Origin of the sequence: Brucella thiophenivorans (genome assembly GCF_002252445.1) — a bacterium.
In the GTDB taxonomy this organism is placed as follows: domain Bacteria; phylum Pseudomonadota; class Alphaproteobacteria; order Rhizobiales; family Rhizobiaceae; genus Brucella; species Brucella thiophenivorans.
Window position 1 is genome coordinate 360121 of record NZ_NNRJ01000051.1, and the last position, 21571, is coordinate 381691.

The window sequence follows — 21571 nt, forward strand, 5'->3', positions numbered from 1 at the left end:
ATGGTGGCAGGTGAAGGCTATACCCGACACCACATGATTTTCAGATAGGCGGAACACTCTTATGCAAGATACAGTCATTCTCGTGGGTTGCGGCAATATGGGCTTCGCTATGCTCAAAGGCTGGCTCGACAGCGGCATTTTGCAATCAGAGAATGTTCACGTCGTTGAACCATCTGAGTCTCTTCAGGCTCGCGCAGCGCTTGCGGGTGTAAATGCCTGCTCAAGTGCGGAATCCCTGTCCGATGACCTCAATCCGCGAATGGTGCTTATCGCCGTAAAGCCGCAGGTCATGGGCGATGTACTGCCAGCCTATAAGCGCTTTGCACCCAATGCCACTTTCGTCAGTGTCGCTGCGGGCATCCCGGTCTCGTTTTTCGAAAAGCATCTTGGCAGCGATGCACGGATCATGCGCTGTATGCCAAACACACCAGCCGCAATCGGCAAGGGTATGCTCGTCACCTATAAGAATGGCAATGTACGCGAAGAAGATGCGGCTTTTGTAAAGAGCCTGCTCAAGACTTCCGGCAAAGTGGCAAGCATTACCGACGAAGCGCAGATGGATGCTGTGACTGCAGTTTCAGGCTCCGGTCCGGCCTATGTGTTCCACTTCATCGAAGCCTTGACTGACGCAGGTGTTACGGCTGGACTGCCACGCGAAACCGCAGCACTTCTTGCCATGCAGACCGTGATGGGTGCAGGCGCGTTGGCTGCTTCAAGCACCGACAGCCCAACAAAGCTTCGCGAACAGGTCACAAGCCCAAATGGCACCACTGCCGCAGCGCTCGACGTGCTTATGGGCGAGAACAGCCTCAAGAATCTCGTGACAGAGGCCGTTGAAGCTGCTCGCAATCGTTCGATTGAACTCGGCAAGGCTTAAGTGAGAATTCTTGGTACCGCCTCGATCAGCGCTTTCGTAACAGGCGCGTGCGGAGCCGCAATCAGCTCTCGTGTCGGGCGACATTCAACAATGCGCCCGCCCTCCATCACTGCAATACGATCAGACATCTGGGCGGCGACTGCCAGATCATGCGTGATAAACAAATATGCCGTACCTTCGGCCTTTTGTATTTCCTGCAACAATTTTAGAATTGCGCCACGCACCGTCACATCAAGCGCCGACACAGCTTCATCCAAAACTATGAGCGATGGAGACGTTGCCAGTGCCCGCGCAATCGCCACACGTTGGCGTTGACCGCCAGAAATCTCATGAACACCGCGCTGTGCCAATTTCGGATCAAGTCCAACCTTTTGCAATAGTTCTGCAATATCGCGCTTCACGCGATGAACCCGCAACGGTTCGCGCAAAAGATCACATACGCTTGCACGCGGATTGAAAGCGGATAGCGGGTCCTGAAACACCATCTGCATGCGGGCGCGATGCTTTCGCAATGCGGTGCCTTTTAGTGCAAGCCAATCTTCATTCTCAAACAGAACGGTGCCGGTATCAAGCGAATGCAATCGCAAAAGACAACGGGCTAGCGTGGACTTTCCGCTACCAGAAGGCCCGACCAAAGCAAGCGTTTCGCCGGCCGTGATGTCAATGCTCACCCGTTCCAGCACCAGACTATTGCCATTACGCGCACTCAATTCACTTGCCTGCAACAATGCCTCAACCATGATCAGGCTCCATCACCGGCAGCGCAGCGATCAGGGCCTTGGTGTATTCGCTCTGCGGGTTGGCGATGATTGCCTGCGCTGCTCCACTCTCAATGATCCGTCCATAATGAAATACGGCAATCCGATCAGCAAGACTAGATGCCAGTGCAATGTCGTGGGTGATGAAAATCAAGGTCATGCCATCGGCGCGCACCAGTTCACGCAGAAGCGTCACGATTTCCTTTTGCACGATTGTATCAAGCGCGCTGGTCGGCTCATCAGCGATCAGCAAATAAGGACCTGCCGCAATGGCAAGCGCTATCGCGATGCGCTGTTTTTGCCCGCCAGAGAACTGATGCGAATAACGTGAAAAACTGACTTCGGGTACAGGAACATGAACGCGTTGCAACAGCTTGATTGCTTTGTCTTTTGCCGCTTTGTAATCAAGCTTTTCATGTGCTCTAATTGTTTCAATCAATTGCCCGCCGACCCCCATCAAAGGATCAAAACTTGACACTGGATCCTGAAAAACAAATCCAATATCGCGCCCTGGCTTTGGTTGCCCTTGCGCCCAATTGATATTGCCAGACACCCTCGCATTGGGTGGCAGAAGATCGGCCAAGGTCAAGGCGAGCGTGCTTTTACCGGATCCACTTTCGCCGATAATAGCGATAATTTCGCCAGCCTTTATGTTGAGATCGATATTTTGCAGCGCCATCTCACGGCCATAGTGAACGCTCAGATTTTCGAGACGCATAAGCAATTTCAAGATCGCACCTCACGTCGCGCCGTGGCGTTCGTAATGCCCTCACCTGCAAGATAGACACCCACAACAGTCAATGCCAATGCTAGTCCCGGCAGAATGGAAAGCCATGGTGCAGAACGCAGCACCGTGCGCCCTTCGGCAATCATGCCGCCCCATGTGATGCGGTTCGGGTCGCCAAGTCCCAAAAATGAAAGAGCTGCTTCAATCAGGATCGCCGAAGCCACAATCACCGGGACCAGCGCCAAAACAGGCGGCAAGGCATTCGGCAATATCTGGCGAAAGGCGATCTCCAGCGGATGCATGCCAATGACCCGCGCCGATGCCACATAATCGCGCTCGCGGATCGACAACACCTGCCCGCGCGTGAGGCGTGCGGCTTGCGTCCAGCTCGAAAGTGCGATTGCTAAAATAAGAACCGGCAGCGATGGCCCGGCAATACTAACCAGCGCAAGCGCCAGCAGAAAGCCTGGCACAGTCTGAAAAGCCTCTGTTATCCGCATAAGCACTTCATCGATCAAACCGCCTGCAAAGCCTGCAAAAGTTCCAACCACCGTGCCAATGAGGATCGATGCGACCGCTGCAGCTAACCCAACAAGCAGCGATGTGCGGCTTGCATGAAAAAGCTCGGCCAGTACATCGCGCCCCAGCCGGTCGGTTCCTAGTGGAAAGGCGGCATTGTCAAACGGCGCAAGCAAAGGCGTTGCAACAATGCGCAACGGATCGCCGGGAAAAAACACTGGCGCGAAAAGTGCTGCTGTAATCAGCACCAACAGGATAATTGCGCCTGATATGCCCTCGCCAGTTGCAAAATAATGCCTGATTCCGATCATGTTCCCGCCCTTCCCACCGATATGCGTGGATCGAGCCAAAGATAAAGAAAGTCGACTATCAGATTAACCGCTATGACCATGAGAGCACTTGTCAGGATGACACCAAGCAGCAGCGGCGTGTCGCGGCTTGCAACCGCCTCTTGTGCCAGTCGTCCAAGTCCCGGCACCGCAAAAACGCTTTCGATCACCACACTGCCGCCCAGCATGGAAGCCGCCTGCAATCCCAGCATGGTAACGAGCGGCAAAAGCGCATTGCGCGCGACATGGCGCAGCACAATGCGCGGACGTGATATGCCACGCGCTTTCAGTGCGCGGACAAAATCCATGCGCCAGATGTCGGCCATCGAAGCGCGCATGACGCGCAGATAAAGGGCCAGATAAATCAGCGCCAGCGAGACAACCGGCAATACGAGATGACGTGCTATATCGGCTGCGCGTACAAAACCCTCTTTGCCGGAAGCGATGGTTTCAATTCCACTCGAAGGCAGCCAGCGCAGCTTTATTGAAAACAGGATGACCAGCACCAGCGCCAGCCAGAAACCGGGAATGGCATAAAGTATAAGCGAGGCGACCGACAGAAAACGGTCACGAAAACTGCCCGGCCGAGCCCCTGCGACAATTCCCAGAATAGAGCCAACCGCAAACGAGAGCGCTGTCGCAGCGCCCATCAGCAAAAGCGTGTTTGGCAAGCGTTCAAGAATGATATTAAGAATAGGCCGGTTAAAACTTACCGACCACCCAAGATTGCCTTGAATAAGGGCTAAAAGATAAGCGCTCAGTCTGTGCCAGACCGATTGATCAAGCCCCCAGCGTGCACGCATTTCAGCAATAGCTGTCGCATCTCCGCCAAAACTCACCGCATAGGCATCCACGGCATCACCGGGTGCCAGTTCCAGCATCAGAAAACAGCCAATAATCACAATCAGCAGCACGATAATGCTGCCGATCAACCGTTTTCTAATAAGCGCCAGAAGCTGCGTCACTGTTTGATCCAGCTATCCACCCAGTTGGAGACTGCCCAGCGCGGGTTGTTGGAAACATTCTGCACTCGATCATTCGCAACAGTGATGAAGCCCCATTCAGCGACATTAATGAGTGGTAGATCGGCTTCCACCAGCTTCTGAAGCTGATGATAAAGCGCTGTACGCTCCGTCTCATCGATCTCATGTACCGCTTTGGTAATCACAGCATCAAGCTCCGCATTGGCATAGCCGCCCTGATTGGAGAAAGGCACGCCGGAAGGAATGCCACTTTCAACCAAAATTGTTGTCGAAATGGCCGGATCACCACGATAAACGGTTGGCGCAATCGCAAGATCAAAATCGTGATCCGTATAAACTGCCTTCTGATGCGCGGCAGAATCATTATTCACGATGCGCGCATCAATACCGATTGCGGCCAACGCCTGACGCAGATAATCACCGAACTGTTTGGTTTCGTTGAAATAGGGTGCGGGCAGCAGTTTCAATGCAAAGCGCGTACCGTCGCTGCCGCGCTTATAATCCGCCTCATCCAGAAGCGCATTTGCCTTTTCCACGTCAAATGAATACGCGTCCACATTGCCGGTATAGAACTGGTTGTCATAGCGTGGGACAGGTCCGGTCGACGGCTTGGCATAACCAAGGAAGATCGTCTTCACAACGAAATCGCGGTCAATCGCATGCGCTATCGCTTGACGAACCTTAAGGTCGTTCAGTTCCTTGCGGCGGTGATTGATCTCCACGACAAGCTGATAGGTCAGCGCCTCATAGCCCTTGGAAATCACACTCAGGCCCGGAACTTTCGAGACACGGTCAAGATCGGCCAGCGGCACCGCCGAAAACGCCGCCAGATCAATTTCCTCAGCTTCCAGTGCGCCTGCCGCCGCAGCCCGATCCGGCAATACGCGATAAATGATCTCATCAAGATAGGGTTCGCCCTCACCCCAATAATCTTCGTTTTTCGTAAGCCGATAATATTCGCCGGTCTTGTGTTCAGCATATTTAAAAGGGCCGGTTCCGATGAGCTTTTCATTGGCAGGATTGGCAGCAATATCCGTTCCGTCGAACACATGTTTCGGAACAACGGCGGTCAGTGTAGGCAGCGCATTGCGAATAAGCTGGAACGGCGTCGGCTCGATGAAATGGAAAACTGCCGTGTGATCATCAGGCGTTTCAACACGTTCAAGCGCCTTGAACACCACGCGGCCAAGATTTTGCAAAGGCTTCCAGACCTGCATTGCTGAAAACGCCACATCTGACGAGGTAAAAGGCGTGCCATCATGCCATTTGACACCTTCACGCAAGCGAAACGTAGCAGTCAGCCCATCATCCGAACCCTCCCAGCTTGTCGCAAGGCGCGGCTCAAGCCCGTTTTCACCATCGAAAGAGGCTTCGGCCAGAGGTTCGATGACTTTACTTGCAACGAAAAACACGCCGTTGGATGCAACAATCGCAGGATTCAGATTTCGCGGCTCTGAATCGGCTGCAACGACAAGCCGTCCGCCTTTTTGCGGCGTATCGGCTGCCACTGCCCATCCCGGCAAAAGCGGCAAAGCCGCAAGCGACGTCGAACCGATAAGAAATGCCCTACGCGATGCAACAAACCGAGCCATATCCCTGCCTCCAAAACTCAATTCCCAACTCAGTGTTTACACTGGCGTAAATAGGATTGCAGGGCAAATCCTGTCGCAGTGGCAATAAATATCGAAAACTGTTTCTCTTTTGGAGAGAATACTAATCTGCTGGCAATTCTCTGCGAGACCAGTCTTTTTTCGGAATCGTATCTCCAATCGCATATTGGAACGACGAGACCGCCATATCTTTCGGATTAATCGTGCAATTAAAATCCAGATTGTACCAATTGTTACGGCTTCGAAAGGCACCGCCAGACATCTTCAAATTCGACTCTGTCAACGCTCCACCCGTACGCGCCATCATATCGGGAACAATATCAGGCCGGTGATGGCGGATTTGTTCCAATGCCTCTATCCCGCAAATCTGAATCACCCGATCTGTCGGAGAGAGCTTGCCCAAAGCCTGTTTGACGCGTGGGTTTGAAAGTGCATCTTTTGAGTATATTTTCTTAGCCTTGATCATCGGTGCCCCCTGCTTTGTCAAGCTGGCGACGCTGGAATACGATTTTTCAGCGCTGAGAATGGGCTGGCTAGCCGACGCCTTATCTTCGAGAGACCGAGATGCCCCCTCAATCGGTTGAAGCGTATCGGACCCTTCCTTTTCAGAGGCCCTGTTTGGCTCTATCTTGGTGTCTTCTTTCTCATCGTTTGAAGCCGCTTCGAACGCCTTATGGTCCGATGCAGCCTTGTCATTATCGTCAGATTTTTTATCTGGCGCGGTTGGCGGCGGGGGAACCAATTCGACTTTCACATCCTGGGGCTGAACGGAGTGGGTTGATACTGGAAACGTGATCAATAGCAGGGCAAGAACTGCACCATGCAGGCCGATCGAGACCAAACCACCCAATATAGTATCTTTGTCCACCACCGACGATCAGTCCCTTCGTTTCGGCCTGACATAACCAAACATATCGCGCAACAGCACGGATACGGACAATAAAATCTAATGTTTGAGAGCAGAACTGATTTTTCTCATCTGGCTTTATAAAAGAAATTATCTTCTTGCCAAGAACCCCTCGTTGCGTAGATCATGGTTAATTATGTGTTGTATCATTTCGTGAGGCCAGGATTACGCAACACATATGGAGAGCCGTTAGCTCTCTTCATATGCTATAACGCGCATTTGCGGAGTTCTGTATCGAAGTTTCCGTAAATGTTCTCAAGCAGAACCACTATTGGAAGAGAGGAAACAGAAATGTCTAGTTTGCTGCCCCCACTTCATGACGGTCACGCACCGATCTATCTGCATCACTCGTTTCAGGATGCAGTGGATGCCTATGAGGACTGGAATCTGGAAACAGCGGAGCCAGTCATAGCCATCAACGGTAAAGTCACGCGTATCAGCGTAGTTTTCCGGCGCTTGTGGAGCTGCACCGACAAAGTCCCTCGTCACACGCTCGAAGCGTTGCGAGACATCGTTCCGTCCAATGTCATTCACACAGGACGCTGGAAAGAGAATGCAACTTTCGCCGACGCCGCTCATCTGATGCGGTCAGCACTTGAATGGCGTAAAGCACGGCGGCTTCCCGCCATCTGCTAATTTCACACAATCAAAACTGCGGGCGGGATCAACCCCGCCCGTTTTCAATTCAATTAAAATTATAGCTTGCGGAAGCGCACCCGTGCGCTGCGTTCGATTGCTGCAACGGTCAGTTCATCCAGCGTCCAGCGATCACGCAACATCTGTAGAAACTCAAGCTCTTCCTGCTCTACATGGAGGTCAGCTGCTGCAACCTCAACAGCCAGCGCATAAGCTGTTTCATAAAGCTTCTCTGGCATTGCATCATGCGCCAGATCGAGAATACGTTCCAGGCCATCCTCATACGAAAGCATTTCCAAGCAATCGCTGGCCAGTTTCGGTAGCCTTGTAGCATCAAAGCCTTGGAAAACAGGTAGACGCGAAACCACATTGCTGATGGATGCCAGTTCCGCATCGGTCATGGTCGTATCTGCAGCGGAGGTCGTCACCATGATATAGACGAGCGCGTCTTGCGGCGAAATCTTTTGCATAAAATGCTCCTGCATGGGCCAAACAGAATCGAAATCTTAGCCAATTTGCGCAAAAATTACGGAGCCAGTAAGATTTGCGCAAGGAAATTCGACCGTAATTACCGTAGCAAAGATTGACGTGTCGGCTCCGCCGCGCCATAGAGCAATGACAATTAAGCCTAAACTTTGCACCTATTACAGCCCTTCACAGGACATCAGGAAAAAATCATGATTTCGCACCGCCTTCCCGAAATTACGCTGACCCCGGAACTGACCGCGGCGGCTGCGGAAGCGAAATCGTGGCCCTTTGAAGAGGCAAAGAAAATCCTTAAGCGCTATGCCAAGACTGGTATGCCTGAAACCGTAATTTTCGAAACTGGTTATGGACCATCAGGTTTGCCACATATCGGCACGTTCGGCGAGGTGGCACGTACTTCAATGGTGCGTCATGCCTTCCGCATTCTGACAGAAGACAAGGTCAAGACGCGCCTTATTTGCTTCTCCGATGATCTCGATGGAATGCGTAAAATCCCCGACAATGTGCCGGACAAGACTGCACTTGAGCCTTATCTGCAACTGCCGCTATCTGCCGTACCAAATCCGTTCGGCGGTGAGTATAAGAGCTTTGCCGAGCATAACAATGCCATGCTCTGCCGCTTCCTCGACACCTTCGGCTTCGATTACGAATTTGCGAGTGCAACCGATTATTACAAGTCCGGCAAGTTTGATGCGGTGCTGCTCAAAGCCGTCGAACGTTATGACGACATCATGAAGGTGATGCTACCGACCCTTGGTGAGGACCGTCAGGCCACCTATAGCCCATTCCTGCCGATCTCGCCAAAATCCGGCCGCGTGCTTTACGTGCCGATGAAAACTGTGGACGCCAAGGCTGGAACCATCACGTTTGACGATGAAGATGGCGTTGAGACAACCTTGCCTGTCACCGGCGGCAATGTGAAGCTGCAATGGAAGCCGGATTTCGGCATGCGCTGGGCGGCCATTGGTGTCGATTTCGAAATGTTCGGCAAGGATCACCAAACCAATGCCGGCATTTACGACCGTATCTGCGAAATTCTTGGTGGTCGCGCGCCGGAGCATTTCGTCTACGAACTGTTCCTCGACGAGATCGGACAGAAGATTTCGAAGTCGAAAGGCAATGGTATCGCCATTGACGAATGGCTAGCCTATGCGCCAACAGAAAGTCTTGCACTCTATAATTTCCAGAAGCCAAAGACCGCAAAGAAGCTCTATTTCGACGTGATTCCGAAGGCCGTGGATGAATATTTCACCTATCTTTCGGCCTATGAGCGTCAGGAATGGAAAGATCGTCTCAGTAATCCGGTCTGGCACATTCATTATGGCAACCCACCCAAAGTGAACCTGCCGGTGACCTTCGCGCTGATGCTCAATCTGGTGAGCGCATCCAATGCTGAAAACCCGAGCGTTCTCTGGGGCTTCATCTCGCGCCACGTACCGGGCGTAACACCCGAAAACAACCCGGAACTTGATGCGCTTGTTGGCTATGCAATCCGCTACTTCAATGATTTCGTGAAGCCGACAAAGCAGTTCCGTGCGCCTGATGATGTTGAGCTTGCAGCCCTTGAAGGGCTGGATGCGAAGCTTGCCACTCTGCCAGCCGACAGTGATGGCAACCATATTCAGAATTCCATTTTGGATGTTGCGCGCGCAATTGAGCGCTATCAGGACCACAACAAGAAAAGCCCGGAAGGCGGCCCCGGCGTATCAGTTTCCTTCTTCCAGATGCTTTATGAAGTGCTGATTGGTCAGGAACGCGGTCCGCGCTTTGGCTCCTTCGTTGCCCTTTACGGCATCGATGATACCCGCGCACTGATCAAAAAGGCGCTGGCAGGAAACCTGTCATAGAGCGGCTCCCGCTCTATTTATTTTTTACGCATTCTCCTACGCAAAAACGCTTAAGCTACTGATATTTTTGTAAAAAGCCACGCCCGAAATTTCGGGCGTGGCTTTTTTATTTTAGTTTTGCGGCGCAGGCGGGAAATCACCATCAAGCGGCTGCGGTGCTACAGGTTGTTGAGGCGCTTCCGGCGTTATGATCAGAGGCACGCTCGGTTCATTATCCAGTTCCGGCAAAGCGGTTTCCGGCTTATCACCATAAAGGCCGAGCTTTGCAGTTTCCGCCTTCTCACCAGCTTCCTGATAGGCACTCCCGGCTATAGCCCTGGCCCAACCGTTAGTAACAAGCCACAAAGCGGGGTCGTCATTGCCAACACTACATTGCGTTGCGATAGCTGCACCGCTATCATTTTGCGGCAAGCGGCACAGGATAGCACGCGAGCGCAACCATTGGCGAAACGCCGTGCGCGCCTGCATACCGCATGGCCAGCTTTCACCATTTACAGCCTCGCATGTCTGCTCAATCGGTACGGCTTCAATGCCTTGCAAATCGACAATGCGCCCCTGACTTTCAAGCTTACCAGCCGCAATCGCAACAGGACGTTGCAGAAGTTGCATTGGTTCAGTCTCATCCACTGGCACAGCCGGTGCCGGTGGCTCAGGTGGCGTCGGCGTTGAAGCAAGGCCAAGATCGCTTAGAGGTGGACGGGCTGGCTCGCGTTCCAGCCCTGCCTGACCACCGTCACCAGCTTGTGCATTTGGTTCGGTAACTTGCGTCGTGGAGCTATCTTTAGCCGGTTCGTTGTAATCGAATTGCTCGACCACAATTCCGTTGCCACTATTCGACTGAGGCTGCCCCTGTTCTTCTCCGCCTTCAACAACAGTTACAGGACGATCAAGCGCGCCATAAAATGGTGACACAAAAGCGGTCACCAGAATGGCTCCGGTCAGCCCGGCAAATACGCCAAAAACGATGCGGGCGTGGCTCTTTCTCTCTGGTTTTGTCATTACTGGCTTGCCCACAAGATACGGGCAATCCATTCGACATCCTTAGTTTCAAAGGCACGGTTTGGAAATTCGGGATTGAACGAATGCAATTCAATTGTGCGTGGTGTCTGGCGATGCAGGATTTTAGCCATAACCTCTCCGTCTTTGGTACGAACAACCACACGATCACCACGGCGAACCGCCGCATTGGGGGCAACGACCAGCGTATCGCCATCGCGATAAAGCGGCAACATCGAGTCGCCGGAAACTTCCAGCGCATAGACATTATCACTGGGTGCAGCAGGAAATTCAACCACGTCCCAGCCCTGACCAGCAGGAAAGCCCGCATCATCAAAATAACCACCAGCGCCTGCTTCTGCCATACCGAGCAGCGGAATCGAACTCGGTTCCTGAAGATAATCGCCATAATGAGGTGTCGAAACTTCGCCGCGGATCAACCGGGTGAATTCGTCAAATGTCGCGCCTGTCGCCTCCATGACCTTGGCCAGAGATTCTGTCGAAGGCCAGCGTGCGCGGCCATCCGCAGCATATCGCTTGGACTTGTTGAAGGTCGTCGGATCAAGTCCCGCGCGGCGCGCAAGACCAGACGCACTCAAGGAACTGCGTTCTGCTAAGGCATCTATCGCAGCCCATACGCTATCATGAGAAAACATTTAAACGACCCGCCAAAGAGGATTATAAACCTAATACCCCACCCTATATTGCGTTAAACCTAACCGATTTCCTGATTTTACGCAAGATGTGCTCTTTTACAGGGAAAATTTTCTTAATCAAAAACAAAAGCACGCGGCATGAATATGCCGCGTGCTTTTTCACGGTCCAAATTGACTGATTAAGCAGCCTTCTTTGCTTCACCCTTATAGGGATTAAAGCGCTGATAGAAGCTCTCGCCGCTCTCAGCCATATCGAGAAGCAATTTCGGCGCCTTGAACTGCTGTCCGTATTTGCGTTGCAATTCCTTCGCAAGCTTAACGAATTTCTTTGCACCCATACCATCAATATAAGACAGCGTGCCGCCAGTATAAGGCGCGAAGCCAAAGGCCAAAATGGACCCGACATCGGCTTCACGCGGATCGGTGACGATGCCCTCTTCCATCACGCGTGCAGCCTCCAGAGCAATAGTGACTAGAAAGCGCTCTTTCAGCTCGTTCACATCGATCTTGTCCGGGTCCTGCTGCGGATAGAGGTCTTTCAGACCTGGCCACAGATGCTTCTTAGCAGGCTTAGCTGGATATTCGTAGAAGCCCTTGCCGTTCTTGCGACCCTTGCGGTCAAACTCATTGACGAGCTTATCCACCAGTTCCACATGGCGCGGGTCGACAGCCTTTTCGCCAAGATCGGCAAGCGTTGCCTTGAGAATCTTCTGTGACAGATCAATCGCTGTTTCATCGTTCAGCGCGAGCGGACCAACCGGCATGCCAGCCATACGGGCAGCATTTTCGATCATCGCAGCCGGAACACCTTCAACGAGCATGTTGTAGGCTTCCGACATATAACGCAACACGCAGCGATTGACGTAGAAACCGCGTGTATCGTTGACGACAATCGGCGTCTTCTTGATCGCACGAACATAGTCAAGGGCTACGGCAAGCGCCTTGTCAGATGTCTTCTTGCCGAGGATGACTTCAACCAGCAGCATCTTATCGACTGGCGAGAAGAAGTGAATACCAATGAAGTTCTTCGGACGTTTGGAGACTTTAGCCAGACCGCTGATCGGAAGCGTCGAGGTGTTGGAAGCAAAAATTGCCGTCGCTTTCAGAACTTCTTCCGCCTTCTCGGTCGCAACCCGCTTGACTTCGCGATCCTCAAAAACAGCTTCGATCACAAGGTCCGCACCTTCCAGCAGGGAATAATCAGGCGTTGCTGTAATCAGCGACAAAAGCTTTTCCTTATCCGCTTCTGTTGCACGACCTTTTTGCATTTCCTTTGTAACCAGCTCAGCAGTGTGAGCTTTGCCCTTATCGGCAGACTCTTGATCACGGTCTATCAGTACAACCGGAATGCCAGCCTTGGCGGTTACATAGGCAATGCCTGCGCCCATGAAGCCAGCACCGATAACGCCGATCTTCTTAAATTTATTAGGCTTTTCATCAACGGGACGGCGCGCGCCCTTGTTCAGTTCCTGCAACGACACAAAGAGCGAACGGATCATCATGCCCGCTTCGGTCGTTTGCAAAATTTCGGTGAAGTAGCGCTGCTCGATCTTAAGACCCGTATCGAAAGGAACCAGAAGGCCTTCATAAACCGATCTCAGAATAGCGAGTGCCGCCGGATAATTACCGGATGTTTCGCGGCGCAGAATAGCGGTCGCCGCAGGCCAAAGGTTTGCACCAGCAGCGGAATAGATCGCTCCGCCCGGCAGCTTGAAGCCCTTCTCATCCCACGGCTGAACAGGCTTCAGACCACTCTTGATAAGCTTCTTAGCTGTTTCAACGAGCTTCTTGGCAGGTGCAACCTCGGTGACAAGACCCATCGCCTTGGCGCGCTGCGCCGTCAGGCTTGAGCCTGTGGTCATCATTTGCAAAGCGTCCTGCTGATTGGCAAGGCGTGGAACGCGCTGCGTGCCGCCAGCACCCGGAAACAGACCAACTTTCACTTCTGGCAGGCCCATCTTCACGCCCGGCGCATCAGATGCAACGCGGGCATGGCAAGCAAGTGACATTTCGAATGCGCCGCCCATGCAGGTGCCATTGATGGCCGAAACCCATGGCTTGCCCGAGGTTTCCAGCTTGCGGAACAGTCCGCCCATACGACCGACATTGTCGAACAACGACTGCACAGCAGCTTGGCTGTCCTTTACTTTTTGCTTCTGGAATTCCTTGAACATGCCTTCCAGCATGGTAAGATCGGCACCGCCGGAGAAAGTGTCTTTACCAGACGTAATGACCACGCCTTTGACCTTCTCGTCAGCGGTTGTTGCGTCGATGATGGCGTTCAACTCCTGCATCGCTTCGACGGTGAAAACATTCATCGACTTTTCAGGCATATCCCATGTAACGAGAGCAATGCCATCGGCGTCGGTTTCAACTTTGAAATTTACATAAGTCATTGTTTAAGCCTCCCGTTACACGCGCTCAATGATCGTGGCCGTACCCATACCGGCACCGATGCACAATGTGACCAGTGCCACATTGAGGTCGCGGCGCTCCAACTCATCCAGCACAGTGCCAAGGATCATCGCACCCGTTGCACCCAGCGGATGGCCAAGCGCAATCGCGCCCCCATTGACGTTGATTTTGTCGTGCCCAATGTCAAAGGCCTGCATATAGCGCAGAACCACGGCGGCAAAAGCTTCGTTCAGCTCAAACAGATCAATGTCCGAGATTTTCATCTTGGCTTGCTTGAGAAGCTTTTCCGTCACATCAACAGGACCAGTCAGCATCAGCGCCGGTTCAGAACCAATATTGGCAAAGGCACGGATACGTGCACGCGGCTTCATATCGAAGGTCTTGCCTGCCTTTTTTGAGCCAACGAGAACGCCTGCCGCGCCATCAACGATGCCAGACGAATTACCGGCATGGTGAACGTGATTGATGGTTTCGACTTCCGGATGCGCCTGAATGCCAACAGCATTGAAGCCGCCCATTTCGCCCGGCATCACAAAGGATGGGTTGAGCTGGCCAAGCGCCTGCATATCAGTGCCGGGGCGCATATGCTCGTCATGGTCAAGAATGGTGAGGCCGTTCTGATCCTTGATCGGAATGACCGAATTCTTGAAATAGCCCTTTTCCCACGACTTGGCGGCGCGCTTCTGGCTTTCTACTGCATAAGCATCGACGTCATCGCGCGAGAAACCATATTTCGTGGCGATCAGATCAGCAGAAACACCCTGCGGCATGAAACGACCCGGAAACCCGACTGAGGGGTCCATATACCAGGCACCGCCCGACATACCCATGCCAACGCGGGACATGCTTTCAACACCACCGGCAATCACCAGATCATCGGCACCAAAGGCAATCTTGGCCGCAGCCAGATTGATGGCGTCGAGACCCGACGCACAAAAGCGCGAAATCTGAATGCCGGGAGCCTTGAAATCATAACCTGCTTCAAATGCCGACGAACGCGGGATAACCGCACCTGCTTCACCTACAGGATCGACGCAGCCGAAAATAATGTCATCAACCTTAGCAGTGTCGATACCGTTACGGTCGCGCAAGGATTCAAGAACCTTCGCGCCCAGACGAACGGCAGGCACTTCGTGCAGGCTGCCATCCTTCTTACCACGTCCGCGCGGTGTGCGAACATGATCGTAAATATAAGCCTCGGCCATTTTTGCTCCTTCCCGCTGAACCCGAAAGTCCAGCCTGATCTCTAATTCAAAATGCGTCTGCGTTTAGCGCCATCATGCTATCTGCACCCGACTGGATACGCGCGAGATGAGCCACGCTTTCCGGCATGATCCGCTCGAAATAGTAGCGAGCCGTGACAAGCTTGGCTTCAAGATAGGCCTTATTGCCTTCACCCGCTGCCAGCTTTTCTTCCGCGACCTTCGCCATGCGCGCCCACATATAACCCAGTGCTACCAGACCAAACAAATGCATGTAGTCGTTTGATGCGGCACCGGCATTGTCTGGCTTTGCCATAGCGTTCTGCATCAGCCACATGGTTGCGGCTTGAAGATCGTTGACGCCCTTTTTCAAGTGTTTGGTGAAGAATGAGAGCTTTTCATCTTCGCGATTAGTTTCGCAAAACTCTCCCACTTCCTTGAAGAAAGCAGTGATCGCACGGCCACCATTCAGCGCTAGCTTACGGCCAACCAGATCAAGCGCCTGAATGCCGTTGGCACCTTCATAGATCATGGCAATACGCGCATCGCGCACATATTGGCTCATGCCATGTTCTTCGATATAGCCGTGACCACCGAACACCTGCTGAGCCATGACAGCGTGCTCAAAACCCTTATCGGTCAGAACACCCTTCAGCACAGGCGTCAAAAGGCCAACGAGATCATCAGCTACCTGACGTTTCGCCTCATCGCCTGCACGATGGGCAATATCGGAGTTTAATGCAGTCCAAAGGATTAGCGCACGACCAGCTTCGTTATATGCGCGGATATTCATGAGATTGCGGCGAATATCTGGATGCACGATGATCGGATCAGCTTTTTTGTCAGGTGCCGCGGCACCTGAAAGCGCACGACCCTGAATACGCTCACGCGCATAGATCGCGGCGTTCTGATAAGCAGTTTCCGCAATCGAAAGCCCCTGCAAAGCCACACCAAGACGCGCTTCATTCATCATGGTGAACATGGCGCGCAGACCCTTGTGTGCTTCACCAATCAGGAAGCCCGTCGCATCGTCATAATTCATGACACAGGTAGAATTGCCATGGATGCCCATCTTTTCTTCGATGGAACCACAAGAAACGCCATTGCGATCACCTAGATTGCCGTCGGCATCCAGAATGAACTTTGGCACGATGAATAGCGAAATGCCCTTAACACCCTCCGGCGCGCCATCAATTCGGGCCAGTACAAGGTGAATGATATTTTCCGACATGTCGTGTTCGCCAGCCGAGATGAAAATCTTCTGGCCGGAAATCTTGTAGGAACCGTCATCCTGCGGGGTTGCGGTTGAACGCAGTAAACCCAAATCCGTGCCGCAATGCGGCTCAGTCAGGTTCATCGTGCCGGTCCATGTGCCTTCCACCATCTTTGGCAGATAGGTGTCTTTCTGCTCATCAGTGCCGTGCGTGAGGATCGCGGCAATCGCGCCCTGCGTCAGGCCCGGATACATTGTAAGCGCCATATTGGCAGACGACATATATTCGCCAACTGCGGTATGCAGCAGATAAGGAAGCCCCTGCCCGCCATATTGTTCCGGCACCGCAAGACCAAGCCAGCCACCTTCGCGATACTGGTCATAGGCCGCTTTAAAACCCTTCGGCGTCTTTACAGAACCATCAGATGCGCGAACGCAACCTTCCTGATCGCCAGAATGATTAACCGGAAACAGCGTGCCTTCGGCGAGCTTCGCGCCTTCGGACAGGATCGCCTCGACGACATCGGGTGATGCATCGGCAAAACCCGGCAGATTGTTATAACGCTGATAATTCAGAACGTCATTGAGAACGAAATTTGTATCCTCAACTGGCGCGCGATAGCTCGGCATCGAAATCCTCCAAATCAACAACCCGCTCGACCCAGCACTTAGCAGAGTGAGCGCCCATCTGCGTTTCCGCCATGATTGTCACATGAAGTGTTCAAATGCGTGACACCATGCCGTTTGGGATAAAAATGGGCTTCAAAACCTATAAAACCAGCCATTTTTACCACTTTTTGTCCTCCCGCTTCATCTTTTTCTAAGGCGAAAGTCCAAACCCAAGGCAAAACTAGCGCACTTTGACGTTTCCGTAAACGTCAAAATTTAGATATTTTTGTTGAGAATTATTGTGTGTAAATTGTAAAAGTCGCCTTGGTTTGTCCTCCTGCCGCTTGGTATGGTCATTTCGCTGCGTTTGATTTGTCTTCTTTGGAAATGAAACGTCAATTCAGGGTAATTGCACGAGCATCGTAATAGCGCGAGTGATTGCACAGGCTTCAGGAATTGAAACGCATCAACATAAGAATCATCAATTTGAATAAAGTTACCCGGTACCTATCTAGGTTTGGCTGAAATAGGCTGGAAAGCTTGTAAATGATTTGTCTGATAGACGGTGAGCTCCACCATTGTTAACTTTAAGCAAACGGGGGGTGATTCTCATGTCGTCTGCACCTAAGGCGTGTCTTCGCATGCGAGCTAAATGGCTCGGCCCTGTCGGTAGTTTAGATGCTGACCTAAGTAAGTATGCTCAAAACCTAATTTATGCCCGAAACGGTACGGGGAAATCATTTCTTACTCGTGCACTCAGGTACCTTGACCTCCACGGGGATGGCGAAGATATCCAAGACGCGTTGATTAATCTACTCGCCGAAGAATCCACGGACGGGGATGGGTTTTTCGAGCTCTCGCAGGGTGGCGTCAATATCGGCAAACTTACATTGAGCTCAACCCTGTCACGGGTCACTCCGGACAAAAGCGACCGTGTTTTCCATGTCTTCTCCGATGATTTCGTTCACTCTGAACTTCGACTATCAAACTTCGTTGTCAACGGTAATATCGAGAGCAAAATAGCCCTCGATCAGTCGATAATTAATACCAAAGATGCAGAGGAGGCGCTGGCGCGGGCGGACTCCAATTTGAAAAAAGAAATAACGCACTTAGAACAGCAAACACTCCAGCTCAAGGACCAGCAACTTGTTTCGAAGGCTGGCATAAATAAGCGACTCCGAGAATATGGCGACATAGAGTTACTCAACCTCTTAAAGACGCACTTAAGTTTGCCAGAGCAGTCTGCACGATCTTTCGGAGACGTTCTAAACGATCTTGATAGGCTCCGAAGCCTGCCTACCGAACCCGATTATCCAGACAATATCGGCAAACCCTCCTTCGACCTCGCCTTACTAGATGTGGCATGCGAAAATATCGCGAAAATAACCTCTCCCTCGACGGTTGCAGAACAAATCAAGTCCAAGATCGCAGCGAAGCCTGATTTCATCGAAACTGGGGTCGAAATAGTTGAGAACGATGCGCAAGACTGCTGCCCTTTCTGTGAACAATCCATACTCCAATCGCCCGCCAAAGATCTTATAGCTTCGTACATAGCTTTCTTTTCAGATGCTGAAGGTGGACATAAGGCAGCGCTTCGTAAAGATTGGAAGTGGATTAAGGGCATTCAAGATTCCCTTTCTCAATGTGAAAGGTCCATCGACAGAAACCTAGTCAAATACGACCGGTTGAAGAAATTGGTTCCATCACAAGCAAACGTTTCAGTGCCCAATTTTTCAACCCAAATTGAGGCCATAAAGAAATATCTAAGCGAGTTGGCTGAAGCTATTGAGCAAAAGGGGAGGAAACCAAGCAGCGACGTCGTCCTTCCGAAAAGTGATCCGCTTTCCTTATTTCAGACGCTTTATTTAATGATCGAAGAAATGAACACATCGTTCTCCGCACTAGCGGCAGCGATTAAAGCTTCTGACACAGAGCGACGAAATCTTCATCGCGAAGCCTGCTCTGTTTTCGTTGTCGATTTTGTGCGATCAAATTGGACTTCTTTCGAAGCAATTCGAGTAGGAGAGCGTGAAGTGCGAGTAGCCTCAGAAGATCTCGCGTCGCTTAAAAAGTCTCAACTTTCGGACAGCGCTCGCGACCGGGTAGCCGCAACCTTTGAAGCCCTCGTTACTAGTTTCTTTGGTCACAAATATACTTTCGACAAAGCTTCTTTCACCCTTCGGCGAGAGAATCGCGAGATGGCGCGAGGTCCAAGCAGAACTCTGAGTGACGGCGAAAAGACTGTAATCGCATTCTGCTATTTTATCGCATGTGTTCATAAGAAGGTAAAAGCGACCTCGGACTACGCGAAAATTTTTCTCGTATTCGATGATCCGATTACTTCGATGTCTTATGATTACGTGTTTGCAATCGCACAAACCCTAAAGCACTTGAGCATTTCGGCCATGGGCGAAGTATCGGTCAATCCCTCAGATATAAACAAAGGGTACATTAGACCCGATTTACTGGTCTTCACCCATAGCAGCTATTTCTACAATATCAGCGTCACAAACCGAGTCGTAAAAGACGAAGCCGCCTTCTTCCTATCTAAGACAGGGACTTCGCACCAGTTATCCCGGTTGAAGAAGTACATCGCACCTTTCGAAGAACATCTGCGGGAGATAGTCAACGTGCATCACGGGGCAGATGCTTCTCATACGACAGGACATGCCATACGCTGCGTTTTGGAAGCCGTTGGCCGCTTCTGCCACCCTGATAAGTGTGAAAGTCTGTCTAACTACATCACCTATCTCGCGGGAGAAGAAGGCTTTGAGATCAAGAGTGTACTTATAAATAATATGTCTCATGGAACTTACTATGACGAGACGCCTAGTCCAGATGAGCTGCGCGATGCGTGTAATGAAACAGTTAAAATCGTCGAGAAATATGCCAAAGGTCAGCTTGAAATGTTACGTGCAATTAATGTTGCAAACTAAAGCCAAACATCCCGAACACACAATACCAATTTTATAATTTTTCTTTATCAGAAGAAGAGCGGCCGCCAGATATCCTATTACGCCGAATAAAGACTACTATACGAGGTAATTTAGCCAAATACAATTAAGACAGTTCATATTTTTGCGACCTGCATAGATATAAAATTGGCATGTAATTCAGATGCCATTATTCATGTTTGTACCAACAGGAGAATGTTGTGAATAGCCAAGAAACTCTAATCGCCTTTTTAAACAAGAAAGCTTCCGAGGAATGGGAACTTAGACAACAGCCTTATCTTCTTAGCCTTGTGCCCCATGAATTCAATAGCGATAAAAGCATCTACCAAGAGATTCTTGCAGGGGAACGCCTAAAATCTTTTGTGAAGCGAACAGCTCATGAGGCAGAATATAAACTCGTTGAGCATCCAAGCCAAAAAGCAAAGGTAGGTATAATCCCAACCGCGACTGAATTTAAGTGGGCGGACAGTTTATCTGCCCATAATGAATCAGACATCAAAATCACTAAAAAATTGAAAAAAATTGAGGCTCACCCCTCAAAATTAATTCTATTTCTTCAATCCATTGCTGATCTAAAAGATGAAGAGCTGGACAGGATGGGCGTTCCTCTAAAGGTTATACTTAGGCTGGCTGAAATGCGATGAAAATATCTCTTTTTTTTCTGACGAAAAGCCGCAGGTTGAGAGATTTCCTTTCTCTTAAGAAGGGAGCAATTATACCTAAGGATGCTCTGAATAGAGGGTGTTATAGAGATGTTAGCCCGGTTATTTCCCATTTTGAAATATTGCTTGATGAGCAAACAACTTCGACAGATGTTGAAGGGTTTATTCTGAATAAGGCTATCGGAAGTGACGCTGTAATTGTTTTCGTCGATAAAACGTCAACTCATTTACTTTCCAACGTGAGGAACTCAATTTTAATCGTTGAATTAGGTGAATTCCCTCATAATACGAATTATCAAAATCTAATACATCCCCAAATCGCTTTAGCACTTCGGACGATTAGTCATATTATTGTGAAGTTTAGTTCGTTCGACAACTATAAATTGTTGGCACTGCCTTTGCGTAATTTCTCCGGACAGGATTTATCAGAACTAGCGCGACTACATCGTGATAATTGGTACGCCTCGAACTATAGTGAACTTATCGAAGCACAACTGGTCAGCCTACGAAAAAGAGTACGCCCTAGGCGTCGCTCCGATATGAAAAACGTTTATGCAGTAGATGATAACAAGCGTTTTTTTAGCTATGGATACGAGCAACATTCGCGCCAAGCGACTGGTCGACCCCATCTACCATCATGTGAGTTATCTGCAAACTTCAGATTTGGAGCAAAAATAGAATCAACTAAACATTATAACGTTTCAGAAACTGAAGGGGACGAAACCACAATAAAAGGTACATTTATCGATTGCCATGGCGATTCTCACGATAAGAAAAAGAAAACGCACTTAAATATGTTCTCTAGCGATTTCTTCTAATAAAAAGGGAGGCGTTTTTTCCAACACCTCCCTCACCTTCATTCAAAAATAGCTTGTCTATCGTGGTATCCAATCCGCTGTGCCAGTTAACCGGATTACCTCTCAGAAACGAAATGTTCTGGCGTTCTCCCGCATCCCATCCACATTCAGCAACGGAATACCCAAACAGGTTGAGTTAAATCCCACTGCACGAATGGCACGTAGACATGCTCAATATATGTAGAATGCGTCGCTGAAAGTCAAGTGAGATCACGAAGACGGACACATAGCCTTTCATCCCAATGCCACTTTATATAATTAGAAACGAAGTTGTCTCATCGTTGCTCTGTCGTTAAAAACTCTAAATCCAGCTAGACTCCTGCTCATG

18 protein-coding genes are annotated in these 21571 nt (G+C 50.8%); 6 read left to right on the forward strand and 12 right to left on the reverse strand.

All coding sequences use genetic code 11. From position 1 onward, the window contains the following. Window positions 1–61: 61 nt before the first annotated feature. The gene (proC, locus tag CEV31_RS15700) at window positions 62–877 is read left to right on the forward strand and encodes a pyrroline-5-carboxylate reductase (protein WP_094508177.1); all 816 of its coding nucleotides are present in this window, start codon (window positions 62–64) and stop codon (window positions 875–877) included. Here proC and CEV31_RS15705 read toward each other — a convergent pair. From CEV31_RS15705 to CEV31_RS15730, 6 genes are all read right to left on the reverse strand, one after another. Further along, window positions 874–1617: an ABC transporter ATP-binding protein gene (locus CEV31_RS15705; RefSeq protein ID WP_094508179.1), complete on the reverse strand. Its 744-nt coding sequence runs from the start codon at window positions 1615–1617 to the stop codon at window positions 874–876. The genes proC and CEV31_RS15705 overlap by 4 nt on opposite strands. Beyond that, on the reverse strand, window positions 1610–2365 hold the full coding sequence (locus CEV31_RS15710) for an ATP-binding cassette domain-containing protein (protein WP_094508181.1): 756 nt from the start codon (window positions 2363–2365) through the stop codon (window positions 1610–1612). Before CEV31_RS15710 ends, CEV31_RS15705 begins: the two co-directional genes overlap by 8 nt. Continuing rightward, entirely contained in the window at window positions 2362–3192 is an 831-nt protein-coding gene (locus CEV31_RS15715) for an ABC transporter permease (RefSeq protein WP_094508183.1), read from the reverse strand. Before CEV31_RS15715 ends, CEV31_RS15710 begins: the two co-directional genes overlap by 4 nt. After that, entirely contained in the window at window positions 3189–4175 is a 987-nt protein-coding gene (locus CEV31_RS15720; RefSeq protein WP_094508185.1) for an ABC transporter permease, read from the reverse strand. Before CEV31_RS15720 ends, CEV31_RS15715 begins: the two co-directional genes overlap by 4 nt. Continuing rightward, window positions 4172–5785 carry an ABC transporter substrate-binding protein gene (locus tag CEV31_RS15725; RefSeq protein WP_094508187.1) on the reverse strand — a complete coding sequence of 538 codons (1614 nt, stop codon included), beginning with the start codon at window positions 5783–5785 and terminating at the stop codon, window positions 4172–4174. Before CEV31_RS15725 ends, CEV31_RS15720 begins: the two co-directional genes overlap by 4 nt. Window positions 5786–5906: 121 nt before the next feature. Next, on the reverse strand, window positions 5907–6674 hold the full coding sequence (locus tag CEV31_RS15730) for a DUF930 domain-containing protein (RefSeq protein WP_094508189.1): 768 nt from the start codon (window positions 6672–6674) through the stop codon (window positions 5907–5909). Window positions 6675–7001: 327 nt separating this feature from the next. Between CEV31_RS15730 and CEV31_RS15735 the strand changes: the two genes are divergently transcribed. Continuing rightward, window positions 7002–7346 (forward strand): BRA0787 family protein, encoded by a 345-nt coding sequence (locus CEV31_RS15735; protein WP_094508191.1) that lies wholly within the window; start codon window positions 7002–7004, stop codon window positions 7344–7346. Window positions 7347–7405: 59 nt separating this feature from the next. Here the strand turns inward: CEV31_RS15735 and CEV31_RS15740 are convergent, their stop codons facing one another. Further along, complete coding sequence (locus CEV31_RS15740; protein WP_094508602.1) at window positions 7406–7816, reverse strand: tellurite resistance TerB family protein; 411 nt, start codon at window positions 7814–7816, stop codon at window positions 7406–7408. A 207-nt stretch (window positions 7817–8023) separates the two neighbouring features. On the opposite strand from CEV31_RS15740, the gene CEV31_RS15745 reads away from it, so the two are divergent. After that, window positions 8024–9679, forward strand: coding sequence for a lysine--tRNA ligase (locus tag CEV31_RS15745; RefSeq protein ID WP_094508193.1), 1656 nt, complete (start codon window positions 8024–8026; stop codon window positions 9677–9679). Window positions 9680–9790: 111 nt separating this feature from the next. On the opposite strand, the gene CEV31_RS15750 is transcribed toward CEV31_RS15745, so the two are convergent. The 5 genes from CEV31_RS15750 to CEV31_RS15770 all read right to left on the reverse strand — a co-directional run bounded on the left by CEV31_RS15750 (window position 9791) and on the right by CEV31_RS15770 (window position 16791). Next, on the reverse strand, window positions 9791–10678 hold the full coding sequence (locus CEV31_RS15750; protein WP_094508195.1) for a thermonuclease family protein: 888 nt from the start codon (window positions 10676–10678) through the stop codon (window positions 9791–9793). Next, window positions 10678–11331: a S24 family peptidase gene (locus CEV31_RS15755; RefSeq protein ID WP_094508197.1), complete on the reverse strand. Its 654-nt coding sequence runs from the start codon at window positions 11329–11331 to the stop codon at window positions 10678–10680. Before CEV31_RS15755 ends, CEV31_RS15750 begins: the two co-directional genes overlap by 1 nt. A 179-nt stretch (window positions 11332–11510) precedes the next feature. Beyond that, window positions 11511–13727 carry a 3-hydroxyacyl-CoA dehydrogenase NAD-binding domain-containing protein gene (locus CEV31_RS15760; RefSeq protein WP_094508199.1) on the reverse strand — a complete coding sequence of 739 codons (2217 nt, stop codon included), beginning with the start codon at window positions 13725–13727 and terminating at the stop codon, window positions 11511–11513. Window positions 13728–13742: 15 nt separating this feature from the next. Then, window positions 13743–14951 carry an acetyl-CoA C-acetyltransferase gene (locus CEV31_RS15765; protein WP_094508201.1) on the reverse strand — a complete coding sequence of 403 codons (1209 nt, stop codon included), beginning with the start codon at window positions 14949–14951 and terminating at the stop codon, window positions 13743–13745. Window positions 14952–14997: 46 nt separating this feature from the next. Continuing rightward, a complete protein-coding gene (locus CEV31_RS15770; RefSeq protein ID WP_094508203.1) occupies window positions 14998–16791 on the reverse strand; it encodes an acyl-CoA dehydrogenase C-terminal domain-containing protein in 1794 nt (597 codons plus the stop codon). A gap of 590 nt (window positions 16792–17381) precedes the next feature. On the opposite strand from CEV31_RS15770, the gene CEV31_RS15775 reads away from it, so the two are divergent. The 3 genes from CEV31_RS15775 to CEV31_RS15785 all read left to right on the forward strand — a co-directional run bounded on the left by CEV31_RS15775 (window position 17382) and on the right by CEV31_RS15785 (window position 21204). After that, window positions 17382–19706, forward strand: coding sequence for an AAA family ATPase (locus CEV31_RS15775; RefSeq protein WP_143850958.1), 2325 nt, complete (start codon window positions 17382–17384; stop codon window positions 19704–19706). Between the two features lie 218 nt (window positions 19707–19924). After that, window positions 19925–20368 (forward strand): hypothetical protein, encoded by a 444-nt coding sequence (locus CEV31_RS15780; protein WP_143850959.1) that lies wholly within the window; start codon window positions 19925–19927, stop codon window positions 20366–20368. After that, a complete protein-coding gene (locus CEV31_RS15785) occupies window positions 20365–21204 on the forward strand; it encodes a hypothetical protein (RefSeq protein ID WP_094508209.1) in 840 nt (279 codons plus the stop codon). The genes CEV31_RS15780 and CEV31_RS15785 overlap by 4 nt, the downstream gene beginning before the upstream one ends. Window positions 21205–21571 lie beyond the last annotated feature (367 nt).